The organism is Epilithonimonas arachidiradicis, from assembly GCF_003610695.1.
Lineage (GTDB): Bacteria > Bacteroidota > Bacteroidia > Flavobacteriales > Weeksellaceae > Epilithonimonas > Epilithonimonas arachidiradicis.
On sequence record NZ_RAQH01000003.1, the window covers coordinates 251,971 to 268,318 of the forward strand.

Annotated in this window: 7 protein-coding genes; all 7 read left to right on the forward strand. The window is 38.2% G+C overall.

What is annotated here, in order from left to right; all coding sequences use genetic code 11:
• Positions 1-53: 53 nt before the first annotated feature.
• The gene (locus BXY58_RS07050) at positions 54-1,421 is read left to right on the forward strand and encodes a glycoside hydrolase family 43 protein (protein ID WP_120213115.1); all 1,368 of its coding nucleotides are present in this window, start codon (positions 54-56) and stop codon (positions 1,419-1,421) included.
• 2 nt (positions 1,422-1,423) lie between these two features.
• Positions 1,424-3,364 (forward strand): glycoside hydrolase family 97 protein, encoded by a 1,941-nt coding sequence (locus tag BXY58_RS07055; RefSeq protein ID WP_120213116.1) that lies wholly within the window; start codon positions 1,424-1,426, stop codon positions 3,362-3,364.
• A 30-nt stretch (positions 3,365-3,394) separates the two neighbouring features.
• Positions 3,395-5,284, forward strand: a complete 1,890-nt coding sequence (locus BXY58_RS07060; RefSeq protein WP_229728386.1) for a sialate O-acetylesterase — start codon at positions 3,395-3,397, stop codon at positions 5,282-5,284.
• A gap of 166 nt (positions 5,285-5,450) precedes the next feature.
• On the forward strand, positions 5,451-7,979 hold the full coding sequence (locus BXY58_RS07065) for a glycosyl hydrolase 115 family protein (protein WP_120213118.1): 2,529 nt from the start codon (positions 5,451-5,453) through the stop codon (positions 7,977-7,979).
• A 672-nt stretch (positions 7,980-8,651) separates the two neighbouring features.
• On the forward strand, positions 8,652-11,375 hold the full coding sequence (locus tag BXY58_RS07070; protein ID WP_120213120.1) for a T9SS type A sorting domain-containing protein: 2,724 nt from the start codon (positions 8,652-8,654) through the stop codon (positions 11,373-11,375).
• A 246-nt stretch (positions 11,376-11,621) separates the two neighbouring features.
• Positions 11,622-14,249: a beta-glucosidase gene (locus BXY58_RS07075; protein ID WP_120213122.1), complete on the forward strand. Its 2,628-nt coding sequence runs from the start codon at positions 11,622-11,624 to the stop codon at positions 14,247-14,249.
• Positions 14,250-14,356: 107 nt separating this feature from the next.
• Positions 14,357-16,336: an alpha-L-arabinofuranosidase C-terminal domain-containing protein gene (locus BXY58_RS07080; protein WP_120213123.1), complete on the forward strand. Its 1,980-nt coding sequence runs from the start codon at positions 14,357-14,359 to the stop codon at positions 16,334-16,336.
• Positions 16,337-16,348: the final 12 nt, after the last annotated feature.

Below are 16,348 nucleotides of genomic sequence, written 5' to 3' on the forward strand. Positions count from 1 at the left end.
ATATTTATAAAAAAACTTTGCGCACTTAGTGTTCAAAATCAAAAAAGTTAAATATGAAAAAAACGATACTCAATCTCTGTTTAATAGCATATTCGGGAATATTATTTTCTCAGAATCCCATTATTCAGACCAATTATACGGCAGACCCTGCGCCAATGGTGTATAACGACAGGCTTTACGTCTATACCACTCACGATGAGGACGATTCCACGTGGTTTGTGATGAACGACTGGAAAGTTTATTCCACCAACGATATGGTGAACTGGACCGACCACGGAAGTATTCTGAGCTATAAAGATTTCGACTGGGCAAAACGTGATGCCTGGGCAGCGCAATGCGTAGAAAGAAACGGCAAATTTTTTATGTATGTTCCGATGTGGTCCAAAACCAACAATAAAGGAGCAATTGGTGTTGCGGTGGGTGACAGTCCGTTTGGACCATTTCACGACCCGCTTGGAAAGCCATTGGTTCAGAGTGAATGGGGGGATATTGACCCGACGGTTTTTATTGATGACGACGGCCAAGCCTATATGTATTGGGGGAATCCCAAACTTAAAATGGTTAAGCTCAATCAGGATATGATTTCCTATTCCGGCAATATTGTGGAAGTGCCAATGACCGCAGAATCTTTCGGAAAAAGGGACGGAAAAGAAAACCCTGAAAGACCTACAAAATACGAAGAAGGACCTTGGTTGTATAAAAGAAAAAACCTGTATTATCTGTTCTGGCCGGGCGGTCCGCTCCCTGAATTCATTGGATATTCTACCAGCAAAAGTGCACAGGGACCCTGGAAATACGGCGGAATTGTAATGCCAACCGAAGGGAAATCTTTTACCAATCATCCCGGAATTGTTGATTTTAGAGGGAAAACCTATTTCTTTTATCACAACGGTGCTTTGCCGGGAGGAAGTGGTTTCACAAGGTCGGTGAGTGTGGAAGAACTTAATTTTAACAAAGACGGTTCGATTTCGCCCATCAAAATGACCAATGGAATTACCAAAGCCATTGCAACCGTTAATCCTTATGCTTTTAATCAGGCAGAAATGATTGCGTGGTCTGAAAATGTGAAATCTTATCAGAACAAAGAAGCGGGTGTTTTTATCAAAGCTAAAAAAAGTGGCGCTTATACGAGTGTGAAAAATGTGGATTTTGGCAAAAAAGGAGCATCAACATTTTCGGCAAGAGTTGGCACGACACATAACAGCGATGTGACGATGGATGTTCATCTGGACAGTGTAAGCGGACCTATTATCGCCACGGTAAAAGTTCCGTTGACTGGAGGAGATGACCGCTGGGAAACCGTAAAAACTGAACTAAAGGAAAAAATTTCCGGTGTTCACGATGTGTATTTTGTATTTAATGGAAAAGCAACAAAAGATATTATGTTTTTCGATTATTGGACTTTTCTTGAAAATAATTAATTATGTTTAAAATATTATCCTACTTATCAATCCTATTTTTTTTCCTGACCGGCATTTCAGGTTTTGCACAAGTCGCAGAAATTTCAAGTCCGGACGGAAAATTAAAACTGAATATCTTTTCTGAAAACGGAAAGGCTTTGTATAACGTTAGTTTTCTGGGAAAAGTAATGCTGGAAAAATCACCTTTGGGTTTAATCACTAATGAATCTGATTTCTCTAAAAATTTAAAATTCATTGACAGCAAAAAAGATAAGGTTTCCAAAAATTACACGAACGAAAAAATCAAAAAATCACAAGTCAGTTATGCGGCTAATACTCTGACAGTCAATTTTACCAATGCAGATAATTTCAATATCGGAATTGAATTTCAAGTGAGTGATAATAATATAGCTTTTAGGTATGAGATTCAGCCGATGAAAGACCGTTTGAGCGCAGTCGTGCAGTTAGAAATTACGGGTTACAGATTTCAGTCTCAAACCACAACTTTCCTTTCTCCGATGATGAAGCCGATGATGGGTTTTGCCAGAACCGCTCCAAGCTATGAAAGCGGTTACAAAGCTGATGCGGAATTAGGAACAAAAGCGGATTATGGTTACGTTTTTCCATCCTTATTTCACGTTGGAAATGATGGCTGGATTTTATTGTCCGAAACGGGCGTAAACAGCCTCTACTGCGCTTCCCATTTGGATACGACTTCAGAAAAAAATCTTTATCAGGTTGCTTACCCGAATATGGCCGAAAACAATGGTTTTGGAAGCACCGGAGCTGCCATTTCACTTCCGGGAAAAACACCTTGGAGAACCATTACCATTGGCGATTCTCTGAAACCGATTATTGAAACGACGATTCCTTTTGATGTCGTAGAACCGATGTATGAACCTTCACAAAAATACACTTTCGGAAAATCTACCTGGAGCTGGATTTTGTGGCAGGACAACAGTATGAATTACGAAGACCAGAGCCTATTTATCGATTTAGCATCAAAATTGGGTTATGAATACATTTTGATTGATGCGCTTTGGGACAAAAATATCGGAAAAGAACGAATGAAAGACCTCATTCAATATGCCAAATCCAAAAATGTTGAGGTATTGCTTTGGTACAATTCCAACGGTGCTGCGAATGATGCGCCGATGGGACCGAGAAACAAAATGAGCTCATCCATCGAACGAAAAAAAGAAATGAAATGGCTGAAAGATATCGGTGTAAAAGGACTGAAAGTCGATTTCTTCGGTGGCGACAAGCAAGAAACGATGCGCCTTTACGAAGATATTCTTTCCGATGCCAATGATTTTGGATTAAAAATTATTTTCCACGGAGCAACTTTGCCGAGAGGCTGGGAAGTGATGTACCCGAATTATGCAGGAAGCGAGGCCGTTTTAGCTTCGGAAATGCTTTATTTTTCAGAAGACGTCCGCAAACAGGAAGCTTTTTTTGCGACGTTGCATCCGTTCATCAGAAATACGGTCGGAAGTATGGAGTTTGGCGGAACTTTCCTCAACAAATATTTAACAAAATCCAACAAGGATAAAAATAAAAGATACACAACAGATGGTTTCCAGTTGGCAACGGCTGTTCTGTTTCAAAATCCGGTTCAGATGTTTGGTGTAATGCCAAATAGCCTGAGCGACGCACCGAAATTCCAGCTCGATTTTATGAAAGAAGTTCCGACACTTTGGGACGAAACAGTGTTCATCGACGGTTATCCCGGAAAATATTCCGTGATTGCCAGAAGACATCAGAATCAATGGTTTGTTGCAGGGGTGAACGCTGAAAATGCTGTTCAGAAGCTTACTTTAAAACTTCCGATGCTTGCCGGAAAATCGGTTAGATTCATCAATGATGATTCGGAAGGGGAGACTTCTGAAAAAATAATTACTGTTGGCAAAAACGGAGAACTCAAAATAGAAATTCAATCCAAAGGCGGATTTGTAATTCATTAATTTCATTTTAACCCGAAAAAATAAATCTTAATGGAACCCAGAAATTTCAAATTCTCAACGATTTTTAAAATTGTCTTTTTGATGATGTTTTTTAGTCATCAGTTGTCTTTTGGCAAAATAAAACTTCCTGATTTGGTAAGTGACAAGATGGTTTTGCAACGTGATGTCGAGCTTAAAATTTGGGGTTGGGCAGATAATGGTGAAAATATTACCATCAAATTCCGAAACGAAACCTACAATACGTCGCCGGATAAAAACGGGAAATGGTCTGTCCAATTAAAACCACAGAAAGCAGGAGGTCCGTTTGTGATGGAAATTAACGAAATTACGATTCGGGATATTCTCGTGGGAGATGTCTGGCTAGCTTCCGGGCAGTCCAATATGGAAACACCTATTGCAAGGTTAACAGACCGTTTTCCGGAGATTAATGTTTCTGATTTTAATAAAATCCGCTACTTCAAAGTTCCTACACAGGATAATGTTGAATCTGTGCGGGAAAATATAGCATCCGGCGGAAAATGGTTCACAGGGACGGCTTCGGAAGTAATGAATTGGACGGCCTTTGCGTATTTTTATGCGGTAGAAGCATATGAACACACCAAAATTCCGCAGGGAATGCTGGTTTCCAGTTTGGGTGGTTCGGCAATTCAGAGTTGGGTCAGTCAGGAGCATCTTAAGAATTTTCCTGATGATATTATTGATAAACAGGCATTGTCAGCATTCAATTCTTCAAAACTGGACCAGGGAAGAAATCTTTGGAATCAAAAGGATTTTAATGATGGGAATTGGGAAAAGGCAAAAGTTCCCGGAAAATGGAAAGATAATGGAATCCGCGCAAAAGGTACGGTCTGGTTCCGGAAAAACTTTGAACTTCCAGCCTCAATGGACGGAAAATTTGCCCGTCTGTATCTGGGAGTAATGGTGGACAGCGATTCCGTTTTTGTAAATGGAAAATTCGTAGGTTCTACTTCATACACTTATCCACCAAGAAAATATGATATTCCGGGCGGAATTTTAAAACAGGGAAAAAATACGATTGCCATTCAGCTGACTTCCAATTTTGGAAACGGAGAATTTGTAGCCGATAAACCGTATAAAATTGTAGGAGACGGCGTTACCGTTGATTTAACGGGCGAATGGAAATATAACATCGGTAGAGATACGAGCAAAGATGAAGAATATAAATCAAAACTAAAAAACCTGAGAAGCACACCTTCCGGATTGTACAACGGAATGATTTACCCGATTCGGGATTACAAAGTCCGGGGAGCTATCTGGTATCAGGGCGAAAGCAATGCCGGTCAATCCGAAGATTATGCCGGTTTGCTGAAAAATCTTATTGAAAATTGGCGGGAAGTATTTCAATGGAATCAGATGCCGTTTTTATTGGTTCAGCTTCCCAATTTTATGGAAAAAACAAACGACCCGAATGCGCCAAGCGGATGGGCAGGAATTCGTGAGGCTCAGTTTAAAACGTCACAGACTGTTCCGTACACGGCAATGAGTGTCAATTACGATATTGGCGAATGGAATGACATTCACCCTCTCAATAAAAAAGATATGGCAAAACGTCTATTTCTGGCTGCCCGAAAATTGGTGTATGGTGAAAAATTGGTAAGCAGCGGACCTGTTTTCAAGTCTATGAAGGTAGAAAATTCTAATATCATCCTTTCGTTTGACAATGTTGGAAGCGGTTTGCAAAGTAAAAACGGAAACCTGAAACATTTTGCAATTGCCGGAAGCGACAAAAAATTTGTCTGGGCTGATGCAAAAATTAAAGGCAACACAATCATTGTAACCAGCAAGGAAATCAAAAATCCGGTTGCAGTTCGATATGCGTGGAGCAATAATCCCGAAGATGCCAACCTTCAAAATAAAGAAGGTTTGCTGGCGTCGCCATTCAGAACGGATGATTGGTAGTTTTTATAATTTAACCGATAGTGGACTTTTATAAGCGATAGCGGCTTTGTGAGTCTCAAAACAATTCTTTTTTAAAATAAAAACTTTGTGAACTTAGTGTTCAAAATTTCAAAGTCTGACTAAAAATCAGTAAATATTAAAATAAAATACTCATAAAATATTGATTATGAAGACGATTTTTAACTGTTTTTCTCTTTTGATAACGTTGGTTTTTACAACAATTGTAAAAGCTGCCGACCCTTTTATTTCTTTTACTAAAACGGAAAACTCGGTTGTGTTGAAAGAACTCAATTCAGGTTTGATGCTGTTTTCGGATAGTGATTCGGATAAAGGAATTCTTCGTGCGGTTGCGAATCTTCAATCTGATTTTCAAAAAGTAACAGGTGTTCAGCCTACTCTTATTTCCCAAAATTCCGGGGCGGGCGGAATGCTCATCATTATTGGCGAAGCTGGGAAAAGCAAAACCATTGATGCGTTGATTAAAGCTAAAAAAATTGACGGAAATTCAATCAAAGGAAAGAATGAAAAATATATCATTCAAAATATCAGCAATCCGTTTCCCGGCGTTTCCGAAGCGATTGTAATTGCAGGAAGCGACAAACGCGGAACGATTTACGGAATTTACGAAATGTCCCAGCAAATCGGGGTTTCACCTTGGTATTATTGGGCGGATGTTCCGGTTGAGAAAAAAGAAAATATCTATTTTAAAAAAGGAATTTACACAGACGGAGAACCTGCAGTAGAATATCGCGGAATTTTCCTGAATGATGAAGAACCTTCGCTCGGAGGATGGGCAAGAGCGACTTTTGGAGGAATCAATTCTAAATTTTACGAAAAAGTTTTTGAACTGATTCTTCGTATGAAAGGCAACTACATCTGGCCTGCAATGTGGGGAAAGGCGTTTTATGATGATGACGTTTTGAACGGACCTTTAGCCAATGAAATGGGTATCATTATGGGAACTTCGCACCACGAACCGATGGCTCAGGCTCAAACCGATTGGCATCGATACATCAAAAAAAATAATTTGCCGAACGTTTGGGATTATTCAAAAAATGAGAAAGTTTTGCAGGAATTCTGGAAATTGGGGCTCGAAAGAAGTAAAAACTGGGAAAAATTAGTCACCGTCGGAATGCGCGGCGACGGCGATGAAGCGATGGGAGAAGGAACTAATATTTCCTTACTTGAAAAAATCGTAAAAGACCAGCGAAAAATTATTGTAGATGTAACAGGAAAAAAAGCGGAGAAAACGCCTCAGGTTTGGGCTTTATATAAAGAAGTTCAGGATTATTACGACAAAGGAATGCGCGTTCCGGACGATGTTATTCTGTTGTTCTGTGATGATAACTGGGGCAATGTGAGAAAACTTCCGGACCTTTCAAAACCTTTACACAAAGGCGGTTACGGGATGTATTACCACTTCGATTATGTGGGCGGACCGAGAAACTCAAAATGGATTAATATCAGTCCGATTCAGAGAGTTTGGGAACAGATGAATCTTTCTTACGAGCATAAAGTCGATAAGGTTTGGGTCGTAAATGTCGGAGATCTGAAGCCGATGGAATTTCCCATCAGCTTTTTCCTGGAAATGGCCTGGAATCCAAAGCAATTCAATTCGAAAAATCTTTTGAAATACACTGAAAGATGGGCAGCACAGCAATTTGGTGGAAAATATGCCAAAGAAATTGCAAGAATGATCAATCTTTATTCAAAATACAACCGCCGTGTAACGCCTGAAACACTGAACAGCAAAACATTCAGTCTGGAAAATTACCACGAATTTGAAACCGTTTTAAATGATTACAGGGCATTGGCTGTCGATGCATTGCATTTGAAAGAACAGATTCCTGCAGAATATCAGGATGCTTATTATCAGTTGGTTCTTTATCCTATTGATGCTTGCAGCAATTTGTATGAAATGTATTATGCCGTTGCCAAAAACAGAGAATTAGCCGCGAAATTTGATTTAAAAGCAAATTATTACGCTGATAAAGTGAAAGAATGCTTTGAAAGAAATGCTTATTTGGATCATAAATACAACAATGAGATTGCCGGCGGAAAGTGGCAGCATATGATGGATCAGATGAGAATAGGATATAAAACCTGGGCAGACGGAAAAGAAAATATAATGCCTGAAGTAACCTATGTATATGATGACAACGCTGCCAAAGAAAAGGTATTCCGGGAAAAAGACGGCTATGTTTCAATAGAAGCGGAAAATTTTGCAAGAATGAACAATTCAGACCGTATCCATTGGGAAGTGATTCCTGATTTCGGAAAGACAAAATCCGGCGTAACAACCTTTCCGCAAAATATTTATCCGAAATCTGATGAAAATATTTATTTGGAATATGATATAAATTTTGAATCAAAAGGCGAATTTGAAGTTCAGCTGTTATTAGCCCCAACTTTGAATTTCAATCATAATAAAGGATTGCGTTATGAGATTTCCTTTGATGGCGGAACTCCGCAGGTTGTCAATTTCAATGGTCATTACAGAGGAGAGTTAGGAAGATGGCAGTCCGAACATATTATTAAATCTATAACGAAACACCAGATTTCCCAACCTGGAAAACATACGTTACGATTCAGAGTGCTTGAGCCGGGAATCGTGCTTGAAAAAATATTGATCAATACAGGAGGTTTACAGCCTTCTTATCTGGGTGCTCCCGAAAGTGAGATTTCAGGAAAATAATTATTCTTCATTTTTAAAATTTAAAATAAAAAAACCACTCAACGATTTGTCTTTGAGTGGTTTTTCTATTTTACTTTCTTTATGATTTTAATTTTGAAGACTATTTCGGTGAATTTGAAATTGATTTTCGGATTAAATTTAGACTTAAATCAATTAAAAATGATATGATTTTGTATACTATAATAATAAATATTGTTTTTTTTTAATGTATTTATATAAATGCTTATCATAATGTGAGATTACATGGTGATTATGCTTTAAAATTTTCATTTTTAGAATATGCTTTTAAATCTATATTTCAACGTTACATAATCATTAACATAATGATAACATAATCATAATTAATTCAAATTTAAATTATTCTGTTAAATAATAATTTCTAAAAATATTGCGAATTTCAGGGGCTCTAGTATTGTTTTATTGTGTTATTTATTATATTAGTGTTGAAATAACACTTAATTATTTAATTAATATATGGAAGCAAAAATTTACTTTTCCGATAATCCGAGATAGGATTAAACAAAACTAAAAATCAGTTCGAAATTTCTTTTTAACTGTTTTACAAAAATTTTTCATTCTGTACAAAGATGCTCTCCAAAACGGCATCCGGTCATTCTTATGCCTTATCTGAAAAAATAAAAATTCAAAAACTATTGTAAAAATCTTTAAGCTATGAAAAAAACTATTTTAAAATCACTTGGCCAGCTTGCCTTTATCGCGATGGTATTCCTAAGTTTTCTGGCAAATGCCCAAACACCGAAAGTCCGAATAGACAACACGCCACGGCAAAAAATTACTGGTTATGGTGGTTTCGTATGCAGTCCGCAGTTTGCCTATGATCATATGACGCCTGCAGAAATCGAAAAAATGTGGGGAACAAACAGTGAAGCTGGATACAATATTATGCGACTTTATATTCCCACAACCAGAGAGAATTGGAACTTGGCTCTCGCCACTGCACAAAAAGCAAAATCTCTAGGTCTGATTATTTTTGCAAGTCCGTGGTCGCCACCTGCAGAATGGAAAACCAACGGAAATGATGCTGGAACATACAATGGTGTAGAAGGTTTTCTCAAACCTGAGCATTATGGAGATTTTGCAAATTACCTGAATGACTTTGTTATTTATCTAAGAAATAATGGTGTTGAGCTGGAAGGTATCTCTCTGCAAAATGAGCCAGATTATGTAGTAGAATATACAGGATGCACTTGGACAACTACTCAAATGACCAATTTTCTGAAGAATTATTCAGATGTTATTAGTTGTAAGATTATTGCGCCGGAAACTGTGGGATTGTCAAACAACTTTGCTAATGCACTTCTTGCCACAGATGTATTGCCGAAGTTTGAAATCTACGCTGGACATCAATATGGAGGAATAGGTTCTGCATACAAAGGTTTCCTTAATACAAATAAAGAAATCTGGATGACAGAGTTTCTGATCAATTGGAATTCCAATGGCGGCACAAGAAATTTTTCTTGGAACACAGATGCATTTGACTTTGCAAAAAGCATCAATGATGTTATTGTAGGCGGTGGAAATGCCTGGATCCATTATGCTACAAAAAGATATTACGGAATGATGGGAGATGGGCTCTACGGAACGGTAGCTGGCGAAATCACCAAGCGTGGTCATATTCTCTCTCATTATGCAAAATATACAACGGGTTACAAAAGATTGGATGCTATCTGGAGCGACCAAGGCGCAATGCAGGGTTCTGCTTTCATCAATGATTCTGGAGATAAAGTGACATTGATGATTTTAAACTCATCGGCTAATGCCTACACACTGAAGGTGGATTTGCCTTTCTACACGACTTCAGCACAAAAAATTATGACCAATGAAACTTCTAATATGGTTTCCTCTAATCAGACCTTTACAGAAACCTTCCGGCCTACTATTCAGGTCAATCCTTCAAGTGTTATCACTTTTGTTTTTGATAAAAGTAATATCAGAGAAGTTTCCAATATGACGGGTCAGGATATTAATTATACTAAAATTGAAAGCCAATCTGTTACCAATCCTGCTTTTGGTACAGCTTATCAATTGAGTGGCAAAACAGCGACTTTGTATAATTCTACACCTTTGATCAGTTCCAATATGAATGATGCGAACGGCTATGTCAGCCTGGACGACAGATATAATAAATTGGTTTTCCACGTGAATAGTTATACAACAAGCAATCTGCCAACCTCGTCCAACACGACTTTATATTATGTTGACAATGCAGGCGTTGTGAAATCTTATAATTATGGAACAGTTAACTTGCCATCGTCCGGCTCGTCTAATTTCGATTTGACGTTTGATATCTCCAGAGCAGTTCTTACAACTGGCTGCAAAGGAATTATTGGACTTAGAAATGGTAATTTCAGTTCTGTATTGACATTCAATTTTGGTGATGTCTATTTTGCAGTTTCAAATGAAAAAGCGATGAAGTTTGCCGGCGTTTATTCAGATGGAGACAGCAATCTGATGGATGTTTATGAAAATACATATTACACGTCATTGGATTTTACTAGTGTAACAGGGATCAATACTTCAGCTAACTGGAAAAGTAAAATGGCTAATGCCAATAGTATATTTTATGTTAGTAGTGGAGCTGGATTCCGCAAAGATTCTAAAGCAAACAATACAAATGTTGTTTCAGGAACTGTTGCTGCATCATTGGAATTATCCGATCAGGGCGGTGACTTTAATGCACCTTTCGCTTTCACTGCAACAGCCGCATCGTATACAAAAACATTGAATGGATATGCCGTGATTGTATTGCCATTTGAAGCTAATGTTCCGGTTGGTGTACAGGCTTACAATATGTTGCCTTCGTCATCAAAAGTTTTATGTACCAGTGTTCCGAATGGAAAAATTCCGGCTAATACACCAGTGTTGATTAATGGAAACGGAACGTTTACTTTCACAGGATCAGGATCTGTTTCTACACCAAAAGCGATTGTTTCTAATCAGCTCAATGCAGACTATAGCACTGTAAAAGCTTACACAGGAGGTTATGTTCTCAAAACAGTTGGGGGAGTTACAGGATTCTATAAAATAAGTAGTGGAAGCGAGACTGTTCCGGTGTTTAGCGCTTATATTTCTGAAGAAAATGCTTATTCTGCTTCACTTCTGCCATTGGAATTTGAAACACTTGCTGTTCAGGGTATATCTGATTCCAAATTGCAGCTTTATCCAAATCCTGCTAAAAACGAGATCTTTATTAATTGGAAATCTTCCGATGCAGCTTATTCGATTATTGATGCTAAAGGAAGCCTGATCTCACATCAATCGAAACTTGTCAGTGGTAAAAATAGAATTGATATTTCTAAACTTACTTCCGGAGTATATTTTATTGAAATATACGAAGCAGGGAAAAGCATCAGAACGAAATTTATTAAACAATAATTATCATATTTTCAAATCAAATTTTATTAAAGGTCACCGTTTATTCTGGTGACTTTTTTTAATTAATATGAGCAAAAATCCTATTATTCGAATATAAAAAAAATTGGTTAGTAACCAAGCTGTAAATATTATTATTTTAAATTAAGTGTTATTTATACATTTATTAGAAATAGAATCTTATATTTGTTAATAATCAATATCGAATGTCAGTCTTTGAAATCAATCTGATATTTTAAATCAATTATAATGAAAAGAATCCTGTTTTCCTTATCGGTCTTAATCTGCGCAATCTCTTCCGCACAGAATTTCAAATATCCCTTCCAAAACCCCAAACTTCCGGTGGAGCAGAGAATTGAAAACCTTCTCGGATTATTAACGGTTGATGAAAAAATCGGAATGATGATGGATAATTCGAAAGCAGTTCCGAGGTTGGATATTCCCGGTTACGGCTGGTGGAACGAGGCGCTTCACGGCGTCGCAAGAGCGGGAACAGCAACGGTTTTTCCGCAGGCAATCGGAATGGCAGCGACTTGGGACGTTCCGGAACATCTCAAAACTTTTGAAATGATTTCCGATGAAGCCAGAGCAAAATACAATAGATCTTTTGATGAATCCCAAAAAACCGGGCGTTACGAAGGTCTTACCTTCTGGACACCGAATATCAATATTTTCCGCGACCCGAGATGGGGAAGAGGTCAGGAAACTTATGGTGAAGACCCGTATTTGACATCAGTTTTAGGCGTTGCTGCGGTAAAAGGTTTGCAGGGAAACGACCCTAAATATTTCAAAACTCACGCTTGCGCCAAACATTTCGCCGTTCACAGCGGCCCGGAATGGAACCGACATTCTTACAACGCCGAAGTTTCCAAAAGAGATTTGTACGAAACTTATCTTCCGGCTTTCAAAGCATTGGTTCTGGAAGGAAATGTAAGGGAAGTGATGTGCGCTTACAATGCCTTTGACGGTCAGCCTTGCTGTGCTAACAATACTTTATTGACAGAAATTCTTCGCGGAAAATGGAACTACGACGGAATGGTTGTTTCTGATTGCTGGGCTTTGGCAGACTTCTATCAGAAACAATACCACGGAACACATCCTGACGAAAAAAGTACCGCCGCAGATGCTTTGAAACATTCTACAGATCTGGAGTGTGGCGATACATATAATAATTTAAACAAATCTCTCGCAAGCGGTTTAATCACGGAGAAAGACCTCGATATTTCGATGCGAAGAATTCTGAAAGGCTGGTTTGAATTGGGAATGCTGGATCCGAAATCTTCCGTTCACTGGAACTTCATTCCATATTCTGTTGTGGATTCTGAAGAGCATAAAAAACAGGCTTTAAAAATGGCTCAGAAATCTATTGTTCTGATGAAAAATGAGAATAATATTTTGCCTTTAAATAAAAACATCAAAAAAATTGCCGTTGTCGGTCCGAATGCTGATGACGGACTGATGCAGCTGGGAAATTATAACGGAACACCTTCTTCCATCGTAACGATTTTGGACGGAATCAAAACCAAATTTCCAAACGCAGAAATTATTTATGAAAAAGGAACTGAAGTTGCCGATCCATCTTCCAGAACTTCGCTTTACCAAGACTTTTTAAGCCAGAAAAACGGCGAAAAAGGAATGAAAGTAGCATTTTTCAACAATAATGAATTTAAGGAAACTCCCGCCAATGTTTCTGTCAATAAAACAGGAATCAATTACAACAGTTTTGGCGGAACTCAGCTTGCCCCGAATGTCGGAAGAGAAAATACATCGGCTATTATTTCCGGCGTTTTCAAAAGCAATTACTCCGGCGATGTGATTCTTTCACCATCAACATCAGATGTTTACACGCTTTTTGTTGACGGAAAAGAAATCGCCACCAGAAAAGGTCCCGATGCAAGACATCCTTCAGAATTTCCTGTGAAAATGGAAAAAGGGAAAGAGTATAACATAGAATTACGTCACACCCAAAAAGGGAAATATGTAAGCATCACTTTTGACGTGTACAGAAAAGATCCTGTTAATTTTGCTGCCGTAAAGGAAAAAGTGAGAGATGCGGACGTTATTGTCTTCGCAGGCGGACTTTCTCCAAGTCTGGAAGGCGAAGAAATGATGGTGAATGCAGAAGGTTTCAAAGGTGGCGATAAAACGTCTATCGACCTTCCGAAAGTTCAGCGTGAATTGCTGGCTGAACTAAGAAAAACAGGGAAACCTGTCGTTTTTGTCCTTTGTACGGGAAGTTCATTGGGTTTAGCGCAGGATGAAAAAAATTATGATGCTTTGATTAGCGCTTGGTATGGCGGACAATCCGGCGGAACTGCCGTTGCAGACGTTTTGGCGGGAGATTACAATCCGTCCGGAAGATTACCGATTACCTTCTATAAAAATCTGGAACAGCTTGACAATAATTTGTCTAAAACCAGCAAACATCAGGATTTTGAAAACTACGATATGGTCGGAAGAACCTACCGTTATATGACGGAAAAGCCATTATACGCTTTCGGTCACGGGTTGAGTTATTCAAAATTTGTTTACGGAAATGCTAAGCTGGCCAAAAGCACCATTAATTCTAATGAAAATCTGACGATTACAGTTCCAGTTACCAATAATTCGGAAAGAGACGGTGAGGAAGTGATTCAGGTATATGTAAAAAGAAATAATGATTCTTCGGCACCAGTAAAGACTTTGAGAGCTTTTGAAAGGGTTTTAATTAAATCTAAGGAAACAAAAAATATTCAATTAACGATTTCTAAAGATTCATTTACATTTTATGATGAAAAAGTAGATGATTTGGCTCCGAAAGCAGGAGATTACACGATTTTCTACGGGGGAACTTCCGATGAATCCGGATTGAAGAATCTTCAATTACAGGTTAAATAATTTCTGAAATTTAATTAAAATCTTTAAAAATTGATTAAACAGTATAATCTGCAAAATCAAAAAAATCTGCGAGAGTATAAATGTTTTTATCTAACTAAAATTAATTAATGAAAAAATCCAAAATATTCGCAACCGCATTTTCTTTAAGCGTAGCTATCTTTTCGGCACAAAAAGGAAATATCAAAACCCATCTCCTCGATTTAGACGGAACTTCTACCAACATCAAAATCCAGCCAACAATGTACGGGATTTTCTTCGAAGACATCAACTTTGCGGCAGACGGCGGATTATATGCTGAATTAATTAAAAACCGCAGTTTTGAGTTTGATGAACCTTTAACCGGCTGGAAACAACCCAACACAAAAACATTGTCTCCCAATTTAGATTCCGGTTTTTTAACAATTATAACCGACAAATCCAAAACCAATAAAAACTACGCAAGAATTACGGTTTGGAATGATAAAAACTATTCGTTGGAAAACGAAGGTTTCCGAGGAATCGGTCTGCATCAAGGAGAGAAATATGATTTAAGCTTCAATCTGGAAAATGTGTCAGGCAATATTTCTGCCATCAATACAAGCCTGATTGATGAAAACGGAACAGTGATTTCCTCTGTTTCTACAATCATCAAAGGCGGAGGCTGGCAAAAATACAATGCTGTTTTTGTACCTTCTAAAACCGTTGAAAAAGCAAAGCTTCAAATCACTTTTACCGGAAAAGGCGTTGTGAATATGGATATGATTTCACTGTTTCCTCAAGACACCTGGAAAGGCAGAAAAGGAGGTTTGAGAAAAGATTTAGTGCAGAAATTATACGATTTACAGCCGGGATTTTTACGTTTTCCGGGCGGTTGTATTGTCGAAGGAAGAACCTTGGCGGAACGTTATCAATGGAAAAAAACGATTGGTAAAGTAGAAGACCGCGAAAATTTGATTAATAAATGGAACAATGGATTTGCCCACCGTCTTACTCCCGATTATTGGCAGTCTTTCGGACTTGGCTTTTTTGAATATTTCCAATTGGCGGAAGATTTAGGCGCAGAACCACTTCCGATTCTCAGCTGCGGAATGGCTTGCCAGTTCAATACAGCCGAACTTGTAAAAATGGAGGATTTGGATCCTTACGTTCAGGATGCTTTGGATTTGATTGAATTTGCAAACGGCGATTCCAACACGAAATGGGGAAAAATTCGTACAGAAATGGGACATCCGAAAACCTTTAATATGAAATTCATAGGCGTTGGAAATGAACAATGGGGAGCGGATTATATCGAACGTTACAAAGTTTTTGAAAAAGCGATTCACGCCAAATATCCCGATATCAAAATCATTTCCGGAAGCGGACCGTCTCCCGATGGCGAATTTTTCGATTACGGCTGGAAAGAACTTAAAAAACTCAACGCTCAGCTTGTGGATGAACATTACTACAATTCCCCTGAATGGTTCTTAAAAAATGCTGACAGATATGATAAATACGACCGTTTCGGACCAAAAGTTTTTGCCGGAGAATATGCCGCACAATCGGTTGGCGTTGTAAAACCTGACAATAAAAACAATTGGCTTACCGCACTTTCGGAAGCCGCTTTTATGACCGGATTAGAGCGCAATGCAGATGTAGTGACGATGACTTCCTACGCTCCGCTTTTCGCCCACGCAGACGGTTGGCAATGGACGCCGGATTTGATTTGGTTCAATAATTTAAAATCTTATGCCACTCCGAATTATTATGTTCAGAAATTATTCTCCAACAACAAAGGAACGGATTTAATTAAAATCTCCGAAAACGGAAAACCGTTGAAAGGTGAGAATAATCTCTATGCATCGGCAGTTCGTGACCTTAAAAAGGAAGAAACCATTATTAAAATTGTTAATGCTAATTCTGAGGGAACCTCAGTTGAAATCAACCCAAAAAATAGTAAAATGGGCAGTCAATTCACCAAAATTGTACTGACTTCTGCAGGACTTTCCGATGAAAATAATTTCCAATCAGAAACCATTACACCAAAAGAAGAAACACAGGCTATTAAAAAAGGGAAAATTTCTGTTGAAATTCCGGCAAATTCTTTAGTTATTTTGAAAATAAAATAGCTTTAAAATACC

Bases quoted from the DNA above. Each gene is read 5' to 3' on its own strand.
- BXY58_RS07050 (WP_120213115.1), top strand. From the start codon at position 54: ATGAAAAAAACGATACTCAATCTCTGTTTAATAGCATATTCGGGAATA.
- BXY58_RS07055 (WP_120213116.1), top strand. From the start codon at position 1,424: ATGTTTAAAATATTATCCTACTTATCAATCCTATTTTTTTTCCTGACC.
- BXY58_RS07060 (WP_229728386.1), top strand. From the start codon at position 3,395: ATGGAACCCAGAAATTTCAAATTCTCAACGATTTTTAAAATTGTCTTT.
- BXY58_RS07065 (WP_120213118.1), top strand. From the start codon at position 5,451: ATGAAGACGATTTTTAACTGTTTTTCTCTTTTGATAACGTTGGTTTTT.
- BXY58_RS07070 (WP_120213120.1), top strand. From the start codon at position 8,652: ATGAAAAAAACTATTTTAAAATCACTTGGCCAGCTTGCCTTTATCGCG.
- BXY58_RS07075 (WP_120213122.1), top strand. From the start codon at position 11,622: ATGAAAAGAATCCTGTTTTCCTTATCGGTCTTAATCTGCGCAATCTCT.
- BXY58_RS07080 (WP_120213123.1), top strand. From the start codon at position 14,357: ATGAAAAAATCCAAAATATTCGCAACCGCATTTTCTTTAAGCGTAGCT.